We start from the raw sequence: 24220 nt of genomic DNA, 5'->3' as shown, positions 1-24220 counted from the left end.
GCTGGCATGACAATACTGACCGCGACGGCCCAGCAGGGCTTTGTCAATCCCGTGCATAACATGCGTGACGGCTGCGTAGAACGTCATCGTGGCTATTTCTATATCATGGGTGAAGAGACGAAGGGCACCATCTCCAGATCAAAGGACATGGTGTCGTGGTCCAATCCTGTGAAAGCGGTAACCACCGACGGTGCCACATGGCTGAACGACCCGCAGTGGACGCAGGCAAATACTTATAAACAGGTGCAGGCGGGCGACCTGATCTACCGTAATGGTGTATGGCACAGCTACTTCAACGGCATTGGCCATTGCTACTGCGACGAACCGCAGGGCAACTATAAAGAGCAGACGCTGACGGAGCCCTTCGACGACTACGGCATTGATGTGCAGGTATTCCAGGACGAAGACGGTGAGATATACTGGGTGAAGAAGCGCAACCCTACCGACCCGCATCCCATGACACGTGCTGCCAGCAATATTGACGGGCCTGAGGTGTGGGCTTTCCGCATGAACTCGCCTTTCTCGCGCTGGGACATCACCGAGGGCAGAGTGCAGATGACTCACCAGCGCGGACACCCCACCAGCCTGAATCATATCAACTTCGAGGGTCCGGAGTTAGCGCGCTACCATGACAAATACTATATATTCTATGCTGTGAACCGCATGGGACCACGCTCGGGCATGTACCAGGTGGGGTGCGCCATCAGCGACCAGCCCATGAACTTCAACAACTCGAAGAAGCTGCCACATCCGGTGATCACCCGCAACACCGAACAGCAGCTCATTGACTATAAGCCCATCGCCCCTACGGCCGAGCATGGCGGTTGGGATGCACGGTACACCATGAGCCAGCCTTCGGGCAGCTGGACATCCGCCGACTATGACGACTCGTCATGGAAGCAAGGTCAGGGCGGTTTCGGCTATCAGGAGTTTGATTTGTTTTCCGGAACGACGATGACCAATGCCAGGGTGCGTGCCCGCAAGACTTTCTGGAAGACCACCAATATCTACATACGGCGCACGTTCACACTCGATGAGGTGCCCTCGCACATGGGCATGAAACTTTGGGTGAACGGTACGGCGACCTTCTATATCAACGGTCACGACTTCAAGGTGACATCATCCAACAATACCTATTCCGTACGTATGATAGACCCGTCGTGGCTGAAGCCAGGAGAGAATATCGTGGCAGTGGCAGGAGTGAGCTCCAACACATCGAATACCAGCCAGCAGCTCATCGACTTCGGCTTCTACGACACGGGCGACGAGGATATGTATCCCGTGATGATCGGTCCGGCACAGCCCAACTTCACTGCCGGCCCCAACGGCTTTGAGCGGTGGATGGTTTACAAGTCTTATATCGAAGGGCAGCAGAAACAGAGTATCGACCGCATACACTTCTACGGCCAGGAACCCGTGGTGGAGGCAACAGTGAAAGGGTCGGCAGGCTACCATCCTGCACCGGCACAGCCCACCATTATCAACTATCTCGACTATGCGCTGTACTATCCGTTCCGTTTCCTGGGCGGATCGGAATGGAAAGTTGCCGAGAAGGTGATGGCACCAACGGCTGCCACGGGCGGCGAGCTGCTGCTGCGAAAACCCGCCGAGGCCAACTACCGCTTCGAAGTGCCTCTGCGACTGCAGGGCAGCAACGACTGGGGCGGTGCCTATGCCTACTATAAGGATGAACAGAACTGGGTGCGCGTGGAGATAGGACGTGAAGGCAAGTGGCGACTGACCAACAGCATAGATGGAACAGTCACCACGGCTGAGAAGCCCCTGCCCGCCAAGTTCCGCTTCCTGGAAGACCACCCGTTGGTGGCCGGCTATGCCGAGCCATGGCACACACTGACCATATATAAGAACGTGGACCGGCTTCACGTGATGCTCGACGAGTTCAACCTGACCATTGGCGGCGATGCCGTGATAGGACACAGCGGCGCAGGAACAGTGGGACTGGTGGCTTCGTCGCCGACGGTGAGTTTTGATGCCATACAATATACCGTGGGCTGGGACGAATGGAACAGTCATGTGCTGGGGTGGACGCCCCAGGGTGGCACGTGGACAGTGGATGATGGCGGACTGTCGCAGCAGTCGACGGAAGCTGTCGAGGCCCTCGCACTGAAGGGCGACCCAGCATGGAACTATGAGTTCTCTGCCTATATGACTACCGACGGCCTGGCTACGGCAGGCGAGGCAGGTTTCTATCCTGTCTATGCCGATGGACAGAACTATGTGCGTGCCACCATCAATTACGGCAAGAAGGCACTGGACATCACATCGTGCGAACAGGGCATCGTGACCAGCCAGCAGACGGTTCCATTGAACCATAAGACCATGCGGCAGTATTCGTTCACGCCATCATCGACTTATCCCACCAACTCGTACATCTACGAGCTGCGCAACGAGACGGAGGTGTCGGGCATCGACGTGCTGTGGCTGGAAGGACCCTATCCCTATCTGAACCAGACATTCGACTTGCCCACGAAAGTGCTTGTGATGGCAAGGGAAGGCAGTTCGTGGAAGCAAGTGGAGGCAACGCTGCAGGGCGAGCCGAAGCTGGGCGTGATGAACACCTACACGTTTGCACCGGTGAAGACCTCGGCAGTAAGACTTTACCTGACGCCCAAGTCGGGAACGCATGCACGTCCGTTCTGCATCTATGTTCATGAAGACATGGCGGCGGGCTATCACCTGAGGGCACGGCGTGAGCGCGACGGCGTGAGGATCATGGTTGACGGCCAGCTCATGGCCACGGTACAGGGCAACTGGCAGCCGTCGGTGCCCGCACTGGCAACGAAGGGCCTGGCCGCTCACTTCAACAACATACTCTGCTACCAGACAGGGGGTATCAGGGTGGAAAGCATCAGCATAGCCGAGACGGGGTGCACTGTAGGCAAAAGCCAGCAGCTGAAGGCCACCATCCTGCCTGCCGATGCCACTAATACGATGCTAAGCTGGGTGAGCAGCAACCCCGACGTGCTGTCAGTCGATGACAACGGCATCATCACCCGCCATGCCGAAGGGGCAGTTACCATCACTGCCTATGCTGCCGACGGTGGTTCGGCCAAGGGCAGCGTGGTCGTCGGCGATGCCACGAAGGTGGAGAGCGTGATGACTGTCCCCACCTGGCACAAGAGGGCACTGACCTACAATCTGGCAGGGCAGCGTACGGCGAAAAGAAAAGGGGTATTCATCGTTGACGGGAAAAAAAACATTACAAAATGACAAGCAAAAAGACAACGCTATTCTTCAAGACTGGCATGCTGGCCGCCATGCTCATGGCATGGCCTGCGGCCTCGGCACCGACCATCGGCGACGCCCCCTACGGACAGGCACGCACCGCCGACCGCCATACGCGCCTGCCACTAGCCACGGAGCCCGTGATGGACTACTGGATGCGCGACACATGGATGACGCTGGGCCCCGACGGCTACTACTACATGACGGGCACGACTGCCGACCCCACAAGGGTATTTCCCGGTCAGACGCACTGCTGGGACTGGAACGACGGCATCTACGTGTTCCGCTCTAAGGACATGAAGGAGTGGACACCGTTGGGCCGCGTGTGGTCGCTCGACGACGACGGCACCTGGCAGCGTGAAGCCAAGGTGTTTGGGGAGGACGAACGCTACCCTAAGCGCTCGCTCAACGGCGACGTGATGGACAACCGCTTCCGAGCTGTGTGGGCACCCGAGCTGCACTACCTGAAAAGTCAGAAGTGCTGGTTCATCGTGGCCTGCATGAACAATTCGAAGACGGGCGGCAAGGGCTCGTTTGTGCTCAGGAGCACGACGGGCGGCCCCGAGGGTCCCTACGTGAACATCGAGGCCAACGAGGAGGAACCGCTGTTCGACAATATCGACGGCTCGCTGTTTGAAGATGAAGACGGAACGGTCTATTTCATAGGCCACAACCACTATATAGCCAGGATGAAAGCCGACATGTCGGGGCTGGACGAACCGCTGCGCAGGATGCAGGAGATAGCCTATCATCCTGAACCATACATCGAAGGGGCCTTCATCTGCAAGGAAGGGGGACGCTATCACCTGGTGCAGGCTATATGGTCGCACCGTCTCGACGACGGGACGGCCACCTACTGCCCCGCAGTAGATGACAACCGCACCCGCTACAGCTACGACTGCATCATCGCATCGGCCGACAATATCTATGGTCCATACGGGCCCCGCTATAACGCCATCACCGGCGGCGGGCACAACAACCTGTTCCGCGACAAGCAGGGGCAGTGGTGGGCCACCATCTTCTTCAATCCACGGGGCGCTCAGGCCAAGGAGTACAAACAGACATGCCGACCGGGCGTGGTGCCTATGAAGTTCAGGAAGGGACGCTTCGCCATCGACTATAAGAGAGTAACGAAAAAAAAATGATATGAAGACAAACAAATGTTTTACCGCCGTAGTGCTGACAGCACTGATGGCCACTAGCATCCAGGCCCAGAACCATAGTGTGACCATCACCACGGCAAAGGCAAAGAAGGTGTCGCGCATGATCTATGGCTGGCACTACGAAGAGATAGGAAATATCGGCGAGGGCGGACTCTATGCCGAGATGGTACGCAACCGTGGTTTCGAGGAAGCCAACCTCCCCGGAGGACTTGTCATCGAGAACGGACAGTATAAGGACGTGCCCAATCCTGGGCACCCCAACAAGCGCGTCTATCAGATAGACCCGCTGGTGGGATGGGTTACCACACCGCTGTCCAACAGTCCCATACGCATCACCTGCACCGACCGACACCCGCTGAACGACCAGAACCCGCACTCGATGGCTGTCAACGTCATCAGTAACGACCTGGGGCGTGCCGCCATCCACAACCGGGGCTACAACGGCATGGCTTTCAAGCAGGGCGTGGCCTGCCGCCTGTCGTTCTATGCCCGTACCGAGAGCTACGAGGGTACCGTCGCCTTCCGACTCTCCGACGAGGAGGGACGGGCCGTGTCGGAAGCTAAGTCGTTCACCATCGGGAAGGGCCAATGGACGAAATACGAGTGTGAACTCGTGCCGACAAAGAACATTGCTGCCGGCATGCTCACCATCGTTCCCTCGCAGCGCGGACGCTTCCAGTTAGACATGGTGTCGATGTTCCCGTCGGACACCTACGACGGCGGACGCTCAGTGTTCCGTGCCGACGTGCTGCAGAACCTCATCGACTACCGTCCCCACTTCCTGCGCTTCCCTGGCGGCTGCATCGTCCATGGCGTTAACGAGGAGACGATGTACCACTGGAAGAAGACCATCGGCGACATAACCCAGAGGCCTGGACAGTGGTGCAAGTGGGAGCCTCACTACCGTACCGACGGACTGGGCTACCATGAGTTCTACGAGCTGTGCGAATACATGGGCTGCGATGCCATGTATGTTACCCCGACGGGCATGGCCTGCACGGAATGGGTGCACCGCGACGACCAGCATCATTTCTTCCACAAGGAGACCGACGTGAACTATTATATCAACGACCTGCTCGACGCCATCGAATATGCCATAGGGCCTGTCGACAGCCGATGGGGAGCCGAGCGCGCCAAGAACGGACATCCCGAACCCTTCCCGCTGAAGTATGTCGAGATAGGCAACGAGGACTTCGGTCCTGTCTATTACGAGAAGTACCACCAGATCTACTCGGCAGTGAAGCAGCGCTATCCACAGCTGCGCTTCATCGCCAACAGCCCGCTGGGCACCGATGGCGAGAAAGAGCGCTTCATGGATGAGTTCATAGACAGGAGCGAGGTGGAAATCTATGACGAGCACTACTACAAGGACATTCCATGGGCCGTAAAAAATTTCCATAAGTACGATGTATACAAGCGGCGCGGCATTGACATCTTCGTCGGTGAGCTGGGCATACAGAGCAATGGCGTGGGCGGACCGTCGGGCCGCTACCCGGGCAGCATCCTGGCCGAGGGCATTTTCAAGATGGGACTGGAGCGCAACGGCAACATGAACCCCATCATGGCCGACCGCCCACTGATGCGCAACTGGGAATCCATAGACCACAACGACATGCAGCCGCTAATACTCAACAGCAGCACGGTGAGCGCCCGCACGTTCAATTACTATCTGTGCAAGATGCTGCGTGACAACCCCGTGGACCAGGTATTCGACGTGGCCAACAGTGAGGGCGAGCAGACGCTCTTCGTCACCGCAGGTCGCGACCTGCAGCGCAAGCAGATGGTGGTGAAGATCATCAATCTGAGCGAACAGCCTCAGGCGTTTGAACTGAAAACCGACAAGAACTTCAAGAATCGCCAGACGGAAGTTCTGACCCTCACTGCCACACCCGACCAGCGGGTGACGCCGCTGACTCCCGATGCTGTCAGCACAGTCACTACGACAACTACTGTCAGCAAGGGTGATAAGATTACCCTGCCCGGCAACGCATTCGTCATCTACAGAATAAGCCTATGAGAAAGAACACCACAACGGTGCTGGCGACACTCGCGGCAGCAGTGCCCGCACTGGCACAGCAGGAGAAACCTAACGTCATCGTCATCGTGGCCGACGACCTGGGATGGGGCGACGTGAGTGCCTATGGCAACACTACCATCCACACACCCAACATCGACCGCCTGGCCACTGAGGGTGTCTGTCTGAGTGACGGCCATGCCGCCTCGGCCACCTCCACACCATCGCGCTACGCCCTGTTTACGGGCATGTATCCGTGGAAGAACGAACAGGCGAAGATTCTGCCTGGCGATGCGCCGCTGCTCATCTCGCCCCAGCAGTTCACCATGCCCCGCATGTTCCAACAGGCAGGCTATGCCACGGCTGCCGTGGGCAAATGGCACCTCGGCATGGGCATCGGCAAGATTGACTGGAACAGCCACATAGCCCCGGGGGCACGCGAGATAGGTTTTGACTACTCGTGCATCATCGCTGCCACCGTCGATCGTGTGCCGACGGTCTATGTGGAGAACGGCGACGTGGTGGGACGCGATGCCAACGACCCTATCTACGTGAACTACGACACGCCCTTCCCTGGCGAACCCACAGCGCTGACCAACCCCGAGCTGGTGAAGATGCAGTGGAGCCACGGTCACCAGAACACCGTCGTCAACGGCATTCCCCGTATCGGCTATATGAAAGGGGGCGAGCGGGCACGGTGGAAGGACGATGAGATGGCCCAGTATTTCCTTGACCGTTCCTGCTGGTTCATCGACTCAGTAAGCAGGCTGAACGAGCCCTTCTTCCTCTACTACGGCCTGCACCAGCCTCATGTGCCCCGCACGGCTGATCCACGCTTTGCAGGCTCCACGCAACTCGGTCCCCGAGGCGACGTGGTGGTCGAGGCCGACTGGTGCGTGGGACAGATTATCAAGAAGCTGGAAGAGAGCCATTTGCTGGATAATACGCTCATCGTCTTCACCTCCGACAACGGACCAGTGCTCGACGACGGCTATGAGGACGGTTCGCGCGATACCCGTTTCATGCACGACCCCAACGGCTCGCTGCGAGGGGGCAAGTACAGCCTCTTCGATGCCGGCACACGCGTTCCTTTCTTCGTCTATTGGAAAGGGCACACACGTCATGTCAACAGTCCGGTGCTCGTCTCACAGCAGGACCTGCTGGCATCGTTCGGACAGCTTATCAACCAGCCCGTCCCCGACTCGCTCGACTCGAAGGACATGCTCGACACCTTCCTCGGACAGCGCATGAAGCACCGCGACGACCTCGTGGTGGAAGCCAGCGGACGACTGGCCTACCGCTGGCGTCAGTATGCACTGGTGCCGCCCTATCGTGGCCCTGAGACCAACGAGACGGGCAACGAGCTGGGTGTGGTCAGCGACTGGGCCCTCTACGACCTGCTGGCCGACCCCACGCAGCATACCGATCTCGCCCGCCAGAAGCCTGCCCTGCTCAGACGGCTCAAGCGCCAGTTCCTCCAGCAGGTCAGTGGCTACTACAACCCCGACCGCGAACAAGAAACGCTAAAGTAATGACAAACAGGACTCTCTTCTCACTCCTCGGGGGCGGCACTCTCATGCCTATGATGGGAGCGGCACAGACACAGAGGCCCAACATCATCATCATGAATATCGACGACATGGGCTACTCTGACCCCTCCTGCTTTGGGGGCGACTATGTCAATACCACCAATATAGACCGGCAGGGCAGGCAAGGACCATCTGGTGAAGCAGCCGAGGGTCTATGCCTTCGAGAAAATTCCTGGCTTTGTCGTCAGCTGCATAGCCTCGCATCCTGCGAAATCCACGCCCGAGGGCATCCTGGAGTTCATGAAGCGCGACAGCAGCCAGCCCTTCTGCCTCTTCGTCTGTAGTATCAACAGCCACATGCCCTGGGATGCCGGCGATGCCTCAGAGTTCGACCCCTCGAAACTGGTGTTGCCGCCCAACTGTGTGGACAATGCCAAGACGCGCCACGACTACTGCGACTATCTGGCCGAGATACGTCTCTTCGACAATGAGGTGGGCATGGCGATGAATGCCCTCAAGGAGTCAGGAGCCTGTATATCACAGGAGGGAAAAAAGTGGGCATAAAATGACTTTTGCCCATACGGTCTGAAGAATGAAACAATTTTCTTGAAAATAAAAACAAATTTACCATGACAGCCCTGTGAAATCACCTAAATTTGCAGCAGGAATTATTACTATACTAACAAACAAAAAAGCTTATGAAGAAAATGATTTTATTAGCGGGAGTGATGATGGTCTCCCTGGGTATGACGGCTCAGACATCGCCATACACCGGTACGACACCACAGGAAGGTGTCTTCTATCTCTACAATGTGCAGAGCGGACTATGGCTGCAGAACAACGACAGCAAGTGCAACTTCTTCCAGCCCTTAGGCAACCTGGGCACACGTGGCCTTGATATTAATATGGTGGCCAGCGGCGAAGGTTACTTCCTGGGCGGCAGCTTCGGCAAGAACTCCCTGAACTCCGAGCCCCAAACCTATTTCGACAGTGAAAAGGCAGCTAACAGGGTATGGATATTCGAAGCTGGCGATGCCTCCGTTTCCAATGGCTACACCATCCACTGTGGCAACACTTATCTGAGGGCCGTGAAATATGCGCATAGCTTTTCAGCCAACAATCTTTTTACACAACCTTTAGACAACGGGCAGCGCTTCTATCTGGAACTTCCCGCTAACTCAAACATCAGCACACCGACGCCGCTGAACACATGGCAGATAGTCAGCAAGGAGGAACGACTGGCAAAGATGGTGGCCGATGCTTCAAGAACCACACCACAGGATGCCTCCTGGCTGGTGCCTAATGCCGATTTTGCCAAAAACAACGAGCGCGCAGCTCAGTGGATCAATGACGAATTCACGCTCAAAGGTGAAGGTGAGAATGGTCAATCCTGGCGTATGGGCAACAGCATCATGCAGAACCCAAACCCAGGTCAAGGCATTCCCGATGGGAAAGAACTCTCCATCCAACTCACCGGTCTGCCCAACGGCATCTACCACTTCAACCTCCAGGGCTTCTACCTCGGTGGATTCTACGATGCTGTGGCTGATTTAATAAACAATGGTTCAAATGAGCAGCGGGTGTTCTATTTTGCCAACAACGAGAAGAAAGCCCTCATGTCGCCCTTCGACGAGCCCATGTGCCAGGGACATACTGCTAATCCTAAAGACGGCACCTACCCCCTGACCGTCCAGAAGACCTACGATATAGGAGAATACACCTTCCCCCCTCATAACGATGCTGTGCTGGCATCGGTGGTAGTCAACCGCTACTGTGGCTATGTGAACGAGGAAATCGAGGTCGTGGTGACCGACGGCACTCTGAAGCTCGGCATCATCAAGGAAGGCGATGCCGTGGCAAACGAATGGACAGTGGTCGACAACTTCCACCTCACCTATCTGGGCACCGACCAGACCATCGACGAGAACACAACCTGCAGCGTGGCACCTGCCAGCGATATCACCGTGAAACTGAACCGCACACTGTCGGCCGACTACTGGAACACGTTCTGCGTGCCCTTCTCGATGACGGCCACACAGGTGACCGAAGCCTTCGGCAGCGATACCAAGATCACAAAGATGAAGAGTGTTGAGGGCAACGTGATGTATTTCGAGGAGGCAACCACCATCGAGGCTGGCATGCCCTGTCTCATCAAGCCTGCCACGACCACCGGTCCTTACATCACCCTCAGCGGCATCACCATGACCGACACCGAGGCGCAGAGCATGGGCAACGGCGACTACAAGTTCACGGGTACCTACAGCCCCGTTGAGCTGAAGACCGACGGCACCAACCTCTTCCTGCAGACCAATGGCAACCTGGCCGTTCCTGCCGATGCCACCAAGACCATGAAGGGCATGCGCGCCTACTTCGAGGTGCCTGCCAGTGCTGATGCCCGCATCGTCTTCTACGACGGTACGACAACGGGCATCGACCTCACTGCTCCCGCTCATCGGTCTGCGGAAAGCATCTACACCCTCGACGGACGGAAAGTCGGCGACAGCAAGGGCATCGTCGTCAGCAAGGGCAAGAAGTATATCAGAAAGTAATCATGGAAGGAGGATATTATGAAAAAACAATATCAGAAACCGCAGACAGAGATGGCTCTAGAAGAGTCAGAACCCTTGATGGACCTCTCGTCAAGGGGACGCACCGTCACCTTCGACACGCCCGAAACCAACGGCGATGCCAGCAATGCCGCCGCGCGCACCTACAACGTCTGGGACGATGACGAAGTTTGATGAATGAGCAAAGTTTAAAAGTTATTTAGTTTAGTTAGTAGTTGTTTTTTTTCAAATGCTGCGGTAAGTCTTGCCTATTTACAAGCTGGATATCTACCGGTTCGGAAGCATCATACACATCAACCTCTAATGAGCGATAGCCCACAAACTGTGCCACAAGCGTGAGCGGCAATTCGGTTTTGGTAACCAGTTTGAAGTTGCCGTCAATATCAGTAACATTACCAGGAGTTTGTGCTCAACAAACTGGGCGAGATAGAAGACCTTAGTTCCATTGAAAGCACCTTCGTGATGAGCGAAGTGAAACAGACTACGGCATAAACATATAGGTAGGAGAGGGGTTGGGGGGGAGGCTATTTATTCACCATAGCACAGACGCAGGAGTCGCTCCATACGTTCTCGGCCGTTTCAATCATGTCTATAATAGTGTAGATGGGAAGAATGATACCCAACACTGCAATGGGAGCACCAATGCCCGACATGAGTGAAAGAGTGAGGAAGAAGCATCCCATCGGTACACCTGCATTGCCTACGGCTGAGAATACAGAGATGAGCAGCCATAACAGAATGGAAGGAAAAACAAGGCTATTGCCGGTGATGGCCAAAGTAGGCGAATGCTGCATCACGAAAAGGGAAGTGACAAGGATAAAGGCTGCACAACCGTTCATGTTGATAGTAGTACAGATAGGAAGCACAAAACGGGCAACTTCACCACGGACTCCCAATCGTTTTTCGGCACTCTCCATAGTAACAGGAAGGGTGGCGGCACTACTCTTGGTAAACAGGGCCATCAGCACGGCAGGCATCATACTGCCCATCACCCGGATGGGATTCAAGCCACGAGCCAACAGGAACAGAGGGAGTACTACAAAGAACTGTATGACATTGCCTCCTAACACTACCAGCACATACTTGCCTATGGACTGAGCTGCCACACCGGCTGTGAGCTGAGCCGACAACTGGGCAGCAAAAGCTACGATACCGAGTGGAAGGGTCCAGATAAGTCCGCGGATGAGGAGGAAGAGGAGTTCCTGCAACCCCAGGAATCCTTTGACCACCACCGCTTTGTTCTCAGACTCAGAAAGTTTCGAGAGACCTATGCCCACGGCAAAAGCCAACAGCAGCAGGGAAAGGACATTGCCTTCCAGGAAAGGCTTGACAATATTGTTTGGAACAACGCTGAGCAAGTGATCAACATAGGACTGGTGTGTGGGCTCCTCAAAGCTATTATCGGTTACGAATGCTTCTACCGGCAGATTCTCAGGGGCTATTACCACATAAAGGAAAGCGCCTACAACGGCAGCAGCAAAGGTGGTGAGCAGTGTATAGACAAGCGTGCGTCCAAACAGTTTTCCTGATGATTTCGTGCCAAACGTTGCCATGGTAGTGATAATGGCCAATACGATAGTGGGCACAGCCAACAGTTGGAACAAACGAGTGTAGATAGTAGCCACCACATTGGCCACTGCATTAATACTTTCAATCTGAAACCATCCAAGAATAGCGCCTGTCAAGAGGGCACCAGTCCACAAATATATCTGTTTCATAAGTTAAAAATCAAACGTAATATTTGCATAGATATTGCGTCCCTTCTGTGGAAGCTTTTTCCAATCCGAATAAGTTGTATAATACTTATCGAACAAATTCTCGACACCTAAACGGAATGTATAGTGGGAAATAGCGTATTGGGCCGACAAGTTGAGAATAGCCCAGGAATCAGAAGGAAGCTCACCATATTTATCACCATAACGACTCTGACGGGCATGTCCTTTTACACTGGCATGAAACAGAATATTCTGCCAGGCATACTGAGCACTGCTTTGCCAGGTGAGAGGGGCAATCATGGGTAAAGAGCCGCCTTCGGCATCATAACCCAAGCCATAGCCCACCTTGTTGTGCAAACGCAGATGACGGGTAAGCATCCAACGTGCAGACAAGGAAACATTGGCTATTGTGGCATGACTCAAATTGGCATACACCTTCACGCCTTCAGCACCTACTGTCATAGGGGAAAGGCGCTGCTCGAATTGTCCAATAATATAGTTAGAGAAGAAGAAGGCATTGGACTCAAGAGCAATGGAGAATCGAGAATCGGGAGTTGAGAGTCGGACAGTGCTGTTAAGTTCGATGGCCGACTCGTTTTTCAACGTTGGATTTCCCATATAGTCGTACTGGTCGTAGGTGTTGTTCAGATAATAGCCGTAAGCCTCGGTAATGGTTGGAGCACGAGACCCCCACCCTGCTCCAATGGTGAATTGAGAATGGGGAGTTGAATATTGATAGCTTGCAGCTACCCGACCTGTTGTCTGATGATAGCGATCTTTCATTGCAGGGAAGAACACACGGAGTGCATGATAGCCTTCCTCATTGTTCAGATGCTGTTGCTGCCAGGCCATCTTGGCAGAGAGGCGAAGCGAATGATGCTCACCGAGCTGAACATTATCGCTGAAGGCCAATCCTGTGTTGAAGGTGCCCACATCGGGCCATGTAACCATGTACATAGGAGCCGCTCCACCTGGATACATCGTCATATCGGCAAAGCGACGATTGTAAAAGAGGTCGTAGTTGAACTGTAGGGAATGCTGAAGGCAAGTGACAGTAAAAAGACTATAACACCCCGAGGTCCAACTACGCCCTGGCATATCCATATGTATCTCCACATCAGGACGGTGGGTATCGTCCATCTCATGTATGATACGATTATAGTAGAACTTAGTTTCCCAACTAGCCTGTTGGAAAAGATGTTTGTATGACAGAGAACTGATAAAAGCCTGAGCCAGGGCTACGTCCATATTAAGGGCGGGATAGCCTACATCGGTGGCCCGGTCGAAAATAAAGGTTCCTTCCACCACACTGCGGGCAGCCAGACGCCAGCCCATATTGGCAAAGGCGTTCACCTTACGGAATTGTGAGAATGAGATTTCCTCACCCCCACCAGCCTTATAGTTGTCGGCATGACGATAGAAAGCGCCAACATTTGCATAGTAACGACTACGGGATACAGCAGCATCGGCACCATATACCGCCAGATGTCCGTTCAACTCGTGGCCTGCTGAAGCATCTATCTGGAAGGGGACATTGTCGAACCCCACCTTCTTTAATCGCAAGTCAAGGCTTCCGCCTATATTACCAGTGGCCTGGGGATTGCCATCCAGCCCACTGTTCATACTGATACTCTGCAGATTGCCGCTCTCTACATAAGATGTGACGGGGTCCATCTTATCGGTGCAGGCATAGAATATCTTCATGCCATCGATAGTGGTGGAGAGGCGTTCCATCTGCATATTGTTGACTACAGGCTCCCAGGCATAGGAGCCACGACGCACTAAACTCACGTTGCGCAACTGGCTCAAGTGCTCGTCAATGCTGGCTACCTGTCCTTTTTCAGAACGGTGACCTCCTTGACCACGGGCCGACACCACCACCTCGTCCAAATTCTGCATCGAGGTACTAATTGTGTCACCCTGAAAACCCATTATCATCAACAACAATAGCAGCATACTATCTGTGCAAAGCTAATTCTGTTTCTATTCTTTAAAACGTAACATCCCAGTAGAGTGAACTAAAGCCATTGCTGAGATTATCGCCACCAGCCACTACTTGACCTTGCGCATTCTTCACAGTGAGGTGTATGCGCCATAGACCCGACATGGTGAGATTGATAGTACCCTGATAGCTTCCATCGCCCTGACGAGTCAAAGGTGTGTTGTTGGGCGAGGTATGATTGCCCATATCAGGCATACGGGGATCAATATCAATAGTAAACAACTCGTTTGCCAAAGGATAGGCTTTCTTAGCATCGCTGCCTTTTTTCGACACATAGGCCTTCAGCGTATTAGACCCCGTTTTCCAATCGGTGGGTGAAACCAACGTCAGATAGTAAGTATCGCTATCCACTTTGAATGATTTCAACCATGATTGTCCGCCGGGCAGTTCGCTAACGTTGATATCCTTTTCAGCAACAGTCCCTTCAGCTCCCAGTATCTTCACGCGGTAGGACAGTGTCCAGGAACCGGCATCGCTGGAAGGCATCAAGAACGACACCCAAGTGCGCTTCACGGCTTCGTAGTCATTGTTGAAACTATTCACCGAACCCAAAACGGGAGTACTGTGCTGCATATTCATCTTGGTCATCAGCATCAGCGGGTTCAGATTCTCAACAGTAAAATCCTTAACGTAGTTGCCGTTTTTCTTCTTTGTCGCTACGAAAAAGAGCTCGTTATAGCCAGTATGAAACTCACCTTTGGCATACGCAAAGACATTATACTGATCGTCAACAACGGTTGAGAGTTCAGGAAGTATCTTCACAGTCTGCACAAACTTAAACACTTGCAGTGCCTCTTCGGCAGAGCAGCAATCCTTATCGCCATCAAAGGTTATGCCAGGAATTTCAATCTCTGCAACGCCTGCATCATCATTGGAGTTGCAGGAAGTGACAGCAGCACCAAAGAGTGCTGCCATCACGTAAATGGAAAAATGCTTCTTATTCATAAGCAACTATTAGTTTGTTTTTTAATAGCCTGGGTTCTGAGCAATTCCAAGATCCTCACCAGACAAGCCTGTGGGAATGGGCTGACGATAATGCTTGCCACGAACATTCTCGACCTTGGCACGCAGATGTTTATGAACTTTCTCAAAGAAAGCCTTCTGGCGGTCGTTATAGTTCTTTTTGCTGGCCCAGTCGTCCTGATAGTGTGTATAATTCTTTACCTTATTGATAGAGGCAATCAGGTCTTTCCAGCGCAGACTGTTCAGCAACGAGAACTGCTCGTAAGTGAACTCGTAGTCCCACTCACGCTTGATTTGGTCAAAGGTAGGAGCCTCAACGGTTGCAATACCTGCACGGGTGCGCAACTGATTGAAAGGTTCGGCAGCTTCTGCATTACGGCCCAACTGTACCAAAGCCTCAGCCTTGATGAGGAGTACTTCGGCATAGCGGATTTCGATACGGTCGATAGAGTTCTGAGTAATCTCAAGATTTTCTGCATTCTCATAGCTCTGATCTACACCTTTTCCATTGATAGGAGTATAGAAAGGAGAACGATAGGTATAGACATTGCCATCGGCAGGATTCTTCACCTCAACGAAATAAGTCTTCAACAGACGCTTGTCGTTGGGCTGCTCAGTTTTCCAATCGTCATACAGATCATCATCAGCCACCTCAGTGTGATTGTCCTCAAAGCCAGCATTGAACTGACCGTTCTTGAAGGGGAATGTCCATGAACAGTGAGTCTGGTGATTACCCTGAGCATCGACCTTATCGCCATCGTGAGCAATGGTGAAGAGGTGTTCATTGTCGCCCAGTTTATTGCTCTCATAGTCGCGTCCGAAAAGTTTAGAGTAGTCAGAAGCCAGCTTCAGTTTTCCACTCTTAATCACCTTGTCGGCGTATGCTACAGCTTTTTCCAGACGGCTGTCGGTCTTCGTAAACTCAGGATCAGTCTGTGAATTGGCAATGCGCTCTACTTCAGCAGCCGACAGAGGATTGTCACCCCATACAAGATAGGTACGTGCTAACAAGGCCTGCGCTGCCTGTTTAGAAGGAACACGGGGATCGCCATTATAGTCGAGCAAGAGTTTTTCAGCATCTGTCAGGTCCTTCACCACCTGACCAAGGACGGTATCAATATCCTTACGCTCGGTGCTGCTGCCGCCATTCTCAGTAAGCAGGGGTACCTCACCCCATAACTGTACCAACTTCAGATAAGCCAGCGCACGCAGGAACTTTGCCTTACCAACGGCAGCATTATATCCAGCCTGGGTAACCTTTCCTTCAGCCAGCGATTTTGTCACTGTAGCGATGGCCTCATTATCCTGAACAATACCTAAAAGCAGGTGATTGAAAATCTTTACCTGATACCAGGTATCGGGAACTTGTTCAAAACGACTGTTCACAGGACCGGCCTCACCTTCCTCACCTTCAAAAGAAATGAGTTTGTTAGAATTCAGCTCGATGATGAACGAGAACGACGAGCTCAGCGGCTGCCAATGACTATAAACGCCATTAACCAATGACAGAGCACCTGCATCGTCGGTGGCCACATTTCCATTGCCTATCTGATTGCCGTTCTGGCCATCATCGGCACTGTCATCACCACAGGAAGTAAATCCTGTCAACAATGTTGCAGCAGCGAAGGCTGCAATGAAGAATTGATTTTTTCTCATACTTCAAATCTCCTTTTTACCTTTAAATTGTTAATAATTGGGTTATATGTGTTGGTTAATAATTACAACGTTAGGTTCACGCCAAAAGCGAATGTGCGTGCCGAGGGATAAGCGCCACTGTCTGTTCCACTGCTCACTTCTGGATCATAGCCTTTGTAAGGCGTAATGGTGAACAGGTTGGTGGCAGATGCATAAAGGCGTACTCCTACCGGGAATGTTTTGGGCAACTGTAAGCGATAGCCAATGGTAAGGTTCTTCAACTTCAGGTAGGAAGCATCCTGCACATAACGGCTGTCGATATAAGAGAAAGGACGGGTCTTAGAGGCCAGAGGCAATGTCTGACTGCCATTTTCAGGTGTCCAGGACCCGGCAACGGTAGTGAGTACATTATAGGAATCGCCCGTTTCTTCCAGTCGGCGTCCTAAAGCATTATAGAGTTTGTTGCCATAGCTTCCGGCAAAAGATGCCGACAAATCAAAACCACGATAGGTGAACTGTGTTGAGAGACCATACACAAACTTTGGCTGAACACTTCCCAAAACTGTACGGTCGTAGCTATTGATACGGCCATCACCATTTGTATCGGCAAATTTCAAATCACCGGGCTTGGGAATATTTCCGTTGACAGTGGGGAGTTTCGTCACATCTTCATCCTGCTGAACGATACCTAGGAACTGCAATCCGTAGAATGAGCCCAGTGCCTCGCCCTTGCGCAGAATCTGCTGGCTGTCTGAACCTTGAATCACATTGTCGGTAGTTCCCATATCAGTAATCTCATTCTTATTATAAGCAATATTGGCATTGACATTCCACTGGATGCGGCGGCGGTTAATCAAGGATGCATTCAGACTGAGTTCCACACCTTTGTTCACCACATTACCCACATTCTGCAGTTGCTTGTTCACACCACTCGAGAAGCCTACGGGAACCTCCAGCAACAGGTCGCTGGTTTTCTTATAGTAGGCATCAAGCACCACATTCAGACGATTCTTGAACAGTCCTAAGTCTAAGCCGACATTATATGAAGCCGTGGTTTCCCACTTCAACGACTTATTGGCTGTATTCTCCTTAGCATAGCTACTGCTGCCGGCATATGAGCCAGTAGCATAGCTGGTGGAGAAAGCATAATCAGGAATTTCCTGATTGCCGACCACGCCACCAGTGACACGCAGTTTCAGATAGTCAACACTCTTAGACAAAGCAGCAAAGAAGCTTTCACGATCAATGTTCCATGACAGTCCAACCGAGGGGAAATACCCCCATCGGTTGTTTGCAGAGAAACGGCTCGAATTGTCGGCACGGAAGGTAACGGTAGCATTATATCTGTTCAGCAATGTATAGTTCACACGGGCAATGATAGAGTTCAGTTCAGACTCCGTCAAACCTGTTTGAGGGGTGTACACATTGGCTCCATCGCCAAGATTATACTGCTTCAAAGCCTCATTAGTGAAATGATTGGTGCGGATAGAGCTAAAGGTAGAACGGGTGGTCTGACGAGTAAATCCGGCCAGTGCCTCCAAGAAATGATTTTCGTTCAAATCCTTGCTATAGGTGGCTGTGTATTCCTGCTGCCATATCTCAGTTTGACGATTGCCAACGCCACCGATGCCCTCTGTGGCCAGACCCAGTGAGGTGTATGCACCAGAGAAATATTCCTGGGTGAGTCTCTCACTATTCAAACCTAACGATGCCTTCAGCAACAGATCACCAATGCGATAGGTAGCCCAAGTGCTTGAAAGCAAATAGTTGTTGATATTGTCGGCCACACTCTCACGCAAGTCATAAACAGGATTGGCAGAATGGTCGCCAATAGCGAAATAGGCATACTCATAGGGATTGTTAAAATTGTATGATCCGTTATCATTATAAACACTGACGACAGGGGGCATCAGTAGTGCATAAACGAAACTGTTGGTGATTCCTGCCGAGAATGGGGAGGAGTTGAAGCGTTTCTCCTCGGTGGTGGTCAAACCGCTCTGCTTGGAGCGACCATAGGTAACATTAACACCAAAGTGTAGATTCTTCTGCAGCTGCCACTCCACATTAGTATGGAAGTTATAACGCTGAAAACCAGAATTCAATACAATACCATCCTGATCTGTATAATTGGCGGAAAAGGCATAACGGCTTTTCTCTGTACCGCCTGTAATACTCAGTTCATGACTTTGCTGTGTGGCATCGTGCAGTACAGCATCCTGCCAGTCGGTTCCATTGCCTAACTGAGCGATCTGTTGGTCGGTATAGCCCCCTTTATTGCTCCAATAGTCTTTCTGATAACGAGCCCACTGTGAGGCATTCATCAAATCAAGCTTCTTGGCAATATGGCTGACACCAATATTATAATTATAACTCACATGTGTATCTGTATCGCCGAACTTTCCTTGCTTAGTAGTTACAATAATCACGCCATTGGCTCCACGTGATCCGTAGATAGCAGTAGCAGAGACATCTTTCAACACCTCAACCGATTCAATATCATTAGGATTGATTGTTGACAAAGGGTTCAACGAACTTTCGATAGCGCCAATACCCGTTGAGGAGAGGCTTGCATCTTTGAAATAGATAAAACCGTCAATCACATAAAGTGGCTCATTGGAAGCGGTAACTGAATTGCCGCCACGAATGCGAATCTGACTGTCAGCACCTGGTTGTCCGCTGGAAGCGGTTACATTCAAGCCAGCCACCTGTCCGCCTAAAGCGCCGTCGAGTGTGGGAGCCTGCGACACAGAAAATATTTCCGCCCCGACAGTGGTCACGCTGCCTGTGAGTTGCGTTCTCTTCTGTGAGCCATAGCCAAGGATTACTACTTCGTTCAGCTTATTACTATTGTCGGTGAGTTGAATCTCTACTGGTTCGGAAGCATCATACACATCGACTTCCAACGGACGATAGCCCACGAACTGTGCCACTAGCGTAAGTGGCAATTCAGTTTTAGTAACAAGTTTGAAATTACCGTCAATATCTGTCACAGCGCCCAGTTCCTTACTACCCTTTGGAACGATAGAGGCACCAATGAGACTTTCACCTGTACGGGCATCGGTGATGCGTCCTGTAATAGTGGTCTGCGCAAAACATGTAAGAACTGCTGCAAATATCGTGAAAAGTAAAAACAATCTTTTTTCCATAAAACACAAGTTTTCTTAAAGGAGCGGGCTTTTTTCATCTGCCCGCACCTTACCTAAAACAAACAAATAATATCAACTAATGGCTAAAATTAGTCCCTGCTTTTCATGGCCATATCTTTCTCAGGCAAGCCAAGAAGACCGTAATGGTGAACATATTGCGTACCTTCGGTCAGTACCCAATGCACAAAATCACTCAACACCGCATTGGTCTGATCATAACTCAGACTGACATAGCCTACAGGAATCTCTTCATAACGATTCTGTTCCAACAGGCGAATCAAATCGTCTAAGCTACCATTGGCAAAAACCTGACGGCCTTCCTTGTCTATATCAAGTGGAAGAACAGCCAACGACTGGCGCACATGACGCGTCTGAAGATCAAAAATGTTTGAAAGTGAATTGATGGTCACGCCAAAAGGGTCGCGACTAACGGCTACGTTCAGGAAAGAATCATCACCAGAAATCTTCTTGCCTTTATAATTAACCGTCTCCTCATTGAAATGGGCGGCATAAAGGCGTGAGGCAGATTGCTGACTATTACCTGTGAGGATATGTAATTGCTTGACCGACTTAGGCTGTTCGTCCTCTTCCTCGTCGTCAAGAAAGAATAGGTTCTTCAGTTTAGTGGCATTCAGCCGGCGCGAAGCCGTCAACTCTTCCGCTTTGGAGCCTTTTGCCGTTACGGGCAAAACGGCAAAGCGAGCTACATGAACAGCCTCTGCATCTGTTGTCAATGTAATACTGTTATCGTTGTCCTGAGCTTTTCCTGAAACAAATTGAAAATCAACTTCGTTATTAGTCTTCTGATATTCAGTTACCCATTTTTCAACTAACGGACGTGCAAAATTTGGCACGCGTAGAGTAACTGTATTTGTCTGCTGTGCATTGATTGTCTGTCCAAACAGCAGACCTACGAGCAGGACTACTGTAAATACAATCTGTTTTTGGTTTCTGTTCATCGTTTCCATTCTATTATCCGTTTTTAATTTATTACCGGATGCAAAGGTACGGCGAAGAACAGATTGCTACAATCCCATTTTTGAGCCATTTCATATACCTAATGATGGGTAGAATGGCCAAAAGAGGCATTTTTCACCTCTATTATATATAGAATTCGGAGGGATCGACAATACCTGCACGAAGGGCATACTTGATAGCCTCATGGGCTGTATTCACGCTCAGTTTTCGGAAAATGTTCTTCTTGTGGGTATTTATAGTATGAATACTCGAGAAACGTTCCTGAGCTATCACCTTGCTCGTTTTCCCCTGTGCGATGCAGCGAAGTATCTCTATCTCGCTTGCCGTAAGCGGATCTGAAAGGGATGTTTCCTGTTGAGCGAGTACCATTTCGGTGGCACGCTGACAGAGATAGCGCCGGTGTTGCACAGCAGAATGAATAGCCTGACGAACTTCATCGAGTGTTGCATCTTTGAAAACAATACTGAACTGATGGGAACTATATATCACCTTTCGCAGAAGGTTGACAGTAAGGTCTTCACTAATGAGCACCCATTGGCTGTCACTATAGCGGTCGCTGACAATCAGCAATTGCTCTTCATCAGCAAAATCGAAAAGGGTGTAGTCTAAAATCACGATGCAATCGCCATCGGTTTCCTTTAATGTCTGAAGCAAACCGGCACGATCGCTGACACGGCGAATATCGCTATCTTCCTCACGAACCAGCAGACGTTCTAAAGCAAAACGCGTGAGTTCCTGATTGTCGGCAAGAATAAATGTACTCATATTCCTTTTGTATTGGTTATGCAAAGATAGTCACTTTTTCGGAAATATTCTCACAATGCAAGTGTTATTTATTCAATCGGCTGTTTTTTAATTGACAAAGGGCTTTTTCCAGTACTGCACGTGGAGTACCCACGTTGAGGCGCATAAACCCTTCACCACCAGTACCGAACATCGCTCCATCGTTCAAAGCCAATCGGGCACGATTCACAAAGAGGTCAATCAGTTGGTCATGATTTAATTCTAATGCCCGGCAATCCAACCACACTAAAAACGAGGCCTGAGGACGCCAGGGATGAATCTGCGGCAAATACTCATGACAGTAGTTCTCCACAAAACGGATGTTCTCTTCTAAATAACGGAGCATCTGACTGCGCCACTCCTCGCCCTGCTGAAAGGCTGCAATAGTGGCAATGGGGGCAAAGAGAGGCGGATCGTTCAACTCATTGGCTTCGAGCCATGTATAGAAGCGGCGTCGCAGAGTGCTGTTGGGCACAATGGCATAACTGCTCACGATTCCTGCAATATTGAATGTCTTGGAGGGGGCTCCAAAAGTGATGCTGATTTGGGCGGCCTCATCGCTCACAGAGGCAAAAGGTACATGGTGGTGACCAAAGATAGCCATATCACTGTGTATCTCGTCACTAATCACGATGATATGGTGCTCATAGCAGAAATGAGCCAACCGTTGAAGCGTTTCCCTCGACCAACATATACCTGCCGGATTGTGGGGATTGCTAAGAATGAGTAGCCTGCATTTATCATCAACGATCTCGGCTAATTGTTCGAAGTCCATCTCGTAGGTGCCGTTGACTTCCTTCAGCGGATTATACACCACCTTGCGACCATTTCCTTGAGGAGTAAGGCGGAAAGGGTGATAGACAGGTGGTTGAATTATCACTTTCTCATCTTCCTTGACAAAAACATTGACTGCCATGCCTATGCCTTTCACGATGCCTGGAATATAGGTAAGCCAAAGGCGTTCTACATGCCACTGATGATGGTCCTGAATCCACTGGATGACAGTTGTCCACAGTTCTTCTGGTACCACCGTATATCCAAAGAGGGAGTGGTCCAGCCGGCGGCGCAGTGCATCGGTAATGAATTGCGGAGTTTCAAAATCCATATCGGCCACCCAAAGTGGCAAAAGGTCGGCACGACCATAGCGTTCCTGCAACACCTCATGCTTTAGGTCGCCACTACCACTACGGTCAATAATACGGTCAAAATTATATTGTTCACTCATCTCAATTATCAATTATTAATTGTCAATTCTCCCCAGCGCTTGCAGAATATCAGCGAGGATATCTTCTTTAGCCTCTAAGCCAATGGAAAGGCGGATGGTAGTTTGGCGTACATCCATATTGTTCAACTGCTCTTCCGAAAAATTGCCAAAGATAGTAGAAGCAGGATGAATGGCCAGTGTGCGACTATCAAAAAGGTTGGTGGCGCGATGCACCATCTGCAGACGGTTAAGAAAACGATAGCAAGCCTCCTTAGACTCAAGATCAATGGTGAGCATAGCTCCCGCTGTAGTTCCAAACTGCTTTTGGGCAAGGGCATAATAGGGATTGTCAGGAAGACCAACATAGTTGACTTTCACAACCCTATCAAGTTTCTGAGCCACCCATAGTGCATTTGCAGCCTGACGCTGATATCGCACATCGAGCGTCTCAAGACCGAGTGTCTGCATATAGGCTGCCTGTGGAGTCATATAAGCGCCTAAATTGAAAAGCAATTCATATTTCACTCGATTGTTGATGTCAGGGAAGGTGCCATAATCGATTACAAGTCCCCCCAACGAGGTGCCGCCACCAGAAAGGTATTTAGTGCTTGACACCACCTCAATATCTACTCCCAAAGATTTCAAGTTAGTCTCTGTAAAGGGAATCACAGTAGAGTCGGCTATCACGGGTACTCTCTTTTCATGCGCTATGTCGGCAATCGCTTTGAGGTCGGCCACTTCCATTTGGGGATTGGTTATCACCTCAAGGAATACAGCACAGGTGTTTTCATCTATTGCCTCACTGACTGCATCAAGATTGATCAAATCACGCAGTCGTGCCTCAACACCATACCTTTTTAATGTGGTGGTGAGCAGGGAAAGGGTGTTTCCAAAAAGATGATGGGACGACACGATATTTTTTCCTTGTTCTGCCACAGCCAACAGCGTATTACTGATTGCGGCCATACCAGAATTGAAAGCCGTCACATGCTCAGCGCCAGTGAGTGCTTTCACACGTTGCTCTAAATTTGTCACAGTGGGATTCTCAACACGAGCATAGTCGGGAGCCTTGATTCGATTGCAAAATGCATCGGCCATTTCGGCGGCATCCTGAAATTCAAATGCCACATTATTATAAATAGGAACAGCCAGTGAGCCATAAGCATCCGGACGAACATAAGGGGTATGGATAGCGGTTGATTGTTTCTTCATTTTTAATCCTGTTATTTAAATACTAATACCACTGCAAAGGTACTGCTTTTGGGATTTTCTACC

Annotated in this window: 18 protein-coding genes; 8 read left to right on the top strand and 10 right to left on the bottom strand. The window is 51.1% G+C overall.

From position 1 onward, the window contains the following. Positions 1-6 precede the first annotated feature (6 nt). The 8 genes from L6475_RS01645 to L6475_RS01610 all read left to right on the top strand — a co-directional run bounded on the left by L6475_RS01645 (position 7) and on the right by L6475_RS01610 (position 10693). The gene (locus L6475_RS01645) at positions 7-3231 is read left to right on the top strand and encodes a family 43 glycosylhydrolase (protein ID WP_237821874.1); all 3225 of its coding nucleotides are present in this window, start codon (positions 7-9) and stop codon (positions 3229-3231) included. Next, entirely contained in the window at positions 3228-4391 is a 1164-nt protein-coding gene (locus L6475_RS01640) for a family 43 glycosylhydrolase (RefSeq protein ID WP_370641626.1), read from the top strand. Before L6475_RS01645 ends, L6475_RS01640 begins: the two co-directional genes overlap by 4 nt. Position 4392: 1 nt before the next feature. Then, entirely contained in the window at positions 4393-6426 is a 2034-nt protein-coding gene (locus L6475_RS01635) for an alpha-L-arabinofuranosidase C-terminal domain-containing protein (RefSeq protein WP_237821872.1), read from the top strand. Continuing rightward, positions 6423-7955, top strand: a complete 1533-nt coding sequence (locus L6475_RS01630; RefSeq protein WP_237821870.1) for a sulfatase-like hydrolase/transferase — start codon at positions 6423-6425, stop codon at positions 7953-7955. The genes L6475_RS01635 and L6475_RS01630 overlap by 4 nt, the downstream gene beginning before the upstream one ends. Then, positions 7955-8296, top strand: a complete 342-nt coding sequence (locus tag L6475_RS01625) for a hypothetical protein (RefSeq protein ID WP_237821868.1) — start codon at positions 7955-7957, stop codon at positions 8294-8296. Before L6475_RS01630 ends, L6475_RS01625 begins: the two co-directional genes overlap by 1 nt. Beyond that, positions 8253-8516: a hypothetical protein gene (locus L6475_RS01620; RefSeq protein ID WP_237821866.1), complete on the top strand. Its 264-nt coding sequence runs from the start codon at positions 8253-8255 to the stop codon at positions 8514-8516. The genes L6475_RS01625 and L6475_RS01620 overlap by 44 nt, the downstream gene beginning before the upstream one ends. A 134-nt stretch (positions 8517-8650) precedes the next feature. Then, the gene (locus tag L6475_RS01615; RefSeq protein ID WP_237821865.1) at positions 8651-10501 is read left to right on the top strand and encodes a hypothetical protein; all 1851 of its coding nucleotides are present in this window, start codon (positions 8651-8653) and stop codon (positions 10499-10501) included. Between the two features lie 18 nt (positions 10502-10519). Further along, entirely contained in the window at positions 10520-10693 is a 174-nt protein-coding gene (locus L6475_RS01610) for a hypothetical protein (protein WP_237821862.1), read from the top strand. Positions 10694-10727: 34 nt separating this feature from the next. On the opposite strand, the gene L6475_RS14525 is transcribed toward L6475_RS01610, so the two are convergent. The 10 genes from L6475_RS14525 to L6475_RS01560 all read right to left on the bottom strand — a co-directional run bounded on the left by L6475_RS14525 (position 10728) and on the right by L6475_RS01560 (position 24157). Beyond that, positions 10728-10865 carry a hypothetical protein gene (locus L6475_RS14525; RefSeq protein ID WP_370641625.1) on the bottom strand — a complete coding sequence of 46 codons (138 nt, stop codon included), beginning with the start codon at positions 10863-10865 and terminating at the stop codon, positions 10728-10730. A gap of 178 nt (positions 10866-11043) precedes the next feature. Next, positions 11044-12237 carry a dicarboxylate/amino acid:cation symporter gene (locus tag L6475_RS01600; protein ID WP_237821860.1) on the bottom strand — a complete coding sequence of 398 codons (1194 nt, stop codon included), beginning with the start codon at positions 12235-12237 and terminating at the stop codon, positions 11044-11046. 3 nt (positions 12238-12240) lie between these two features. Next, complete coding sequence (locus tag L6475_RS01595) at positions 12241-14133, bottom strand: hypothetical protein (protein WP_237821858.1); 1893 nt, start codon at positions 14131-14133, stop codon at positions 12241-12243. A gap of 91 nt (positions 14134-14224) precedes the next feature. After that, on the bottom strand, positions 14225-15181 hold the full coding sequence (locus L6475_RS01590; protein WP_237821856.1) for a FixH family protein: 957 nt from the start codon (positions 15179-15181) through the stop codon (positions 14225-14227). 21 nt (positions 15182-15202) lie between these two features. Next, positions 15203-16855, bottom strand: coding sequence for a RagB/SusD family nutrient uptake outer membrane protein (locus L6475_RS01585; RefSeq protein WP_237821854.1), 1653 nt, complete (start codon positions 16853-16855; stop codon positions 15203-15205). Between the two features lie 62 nt (positions 16856-16917). Further along, complete coding sequence (locus L6475_RS01580; RefSeq protein WP_237821852.1) at positions 16918-19980, bottom strand: TonB-dependent receptor; 3063 nt, start codon at positions 19978-19980, stop codon at positions 16918-16920. Positions 19981-20069: 89 nt separating this feature from the next. Then, positions 20070-20939 carry a hypothetical protein gene (locus tag L6475_RS01575; protein ID WP_237821850.1) on the bottom strand — a complete coding sequence of 290 codons (870 nt, stop codon included), beginning with the start codon at positions 20937-20939 and terminating at the stop codon, positions 20070-20072. 142 nt (positions 20940-21081) lie between these two features. Then, complete coding sequence (locus L6475_RS01570) at positions 21082-21723, bottom strand: response regulator transcription factor (RefSeq protein WP_237821848.1); 642 nt, start codon at positions 21721-21723, stop codon at positions 21082-21084. 64 nt (positions 21724-21787) lie between these two features. Then, complete coding sequence (locus L6475_RS01565) at positions 21788-22966, bottom strand: MalY/PatB family protein (RefSeq protein ID WP_237821845.1); 1179 nt, start codon at positions 22964-22966, stop codon at positions 21788-21790. 15 nt (positions 22967-22981) lie between these two features. Beyond that, a complete protein-coding gene (locus L6475_RS01560) occupies positions 22982-24157 on the bottom strand; it encodes a PLP-dependent aspartate aminotransferase family protein (protein ID WP_237821843.1) in 1176 nt (391 codons plus the stop codon). Positions 24158-24220: the final 63 nt, after the last annotated feature.

It is taken from the genome of Prevotella sp. E9-3 (genome assembly GCF_022024015.1).
In the GTDB taxonomy this organism is placed as follows: Bacteria; Bacteroidota; Bacteroidia; order Bacteroidales; family Bacteroidaceae; genus Prevotella.
The sequence above is the reverse complement of the archived record's forward strand: the minus strand, read 5'-3'. Positions and strand labels throughout refer to the sequence as shown.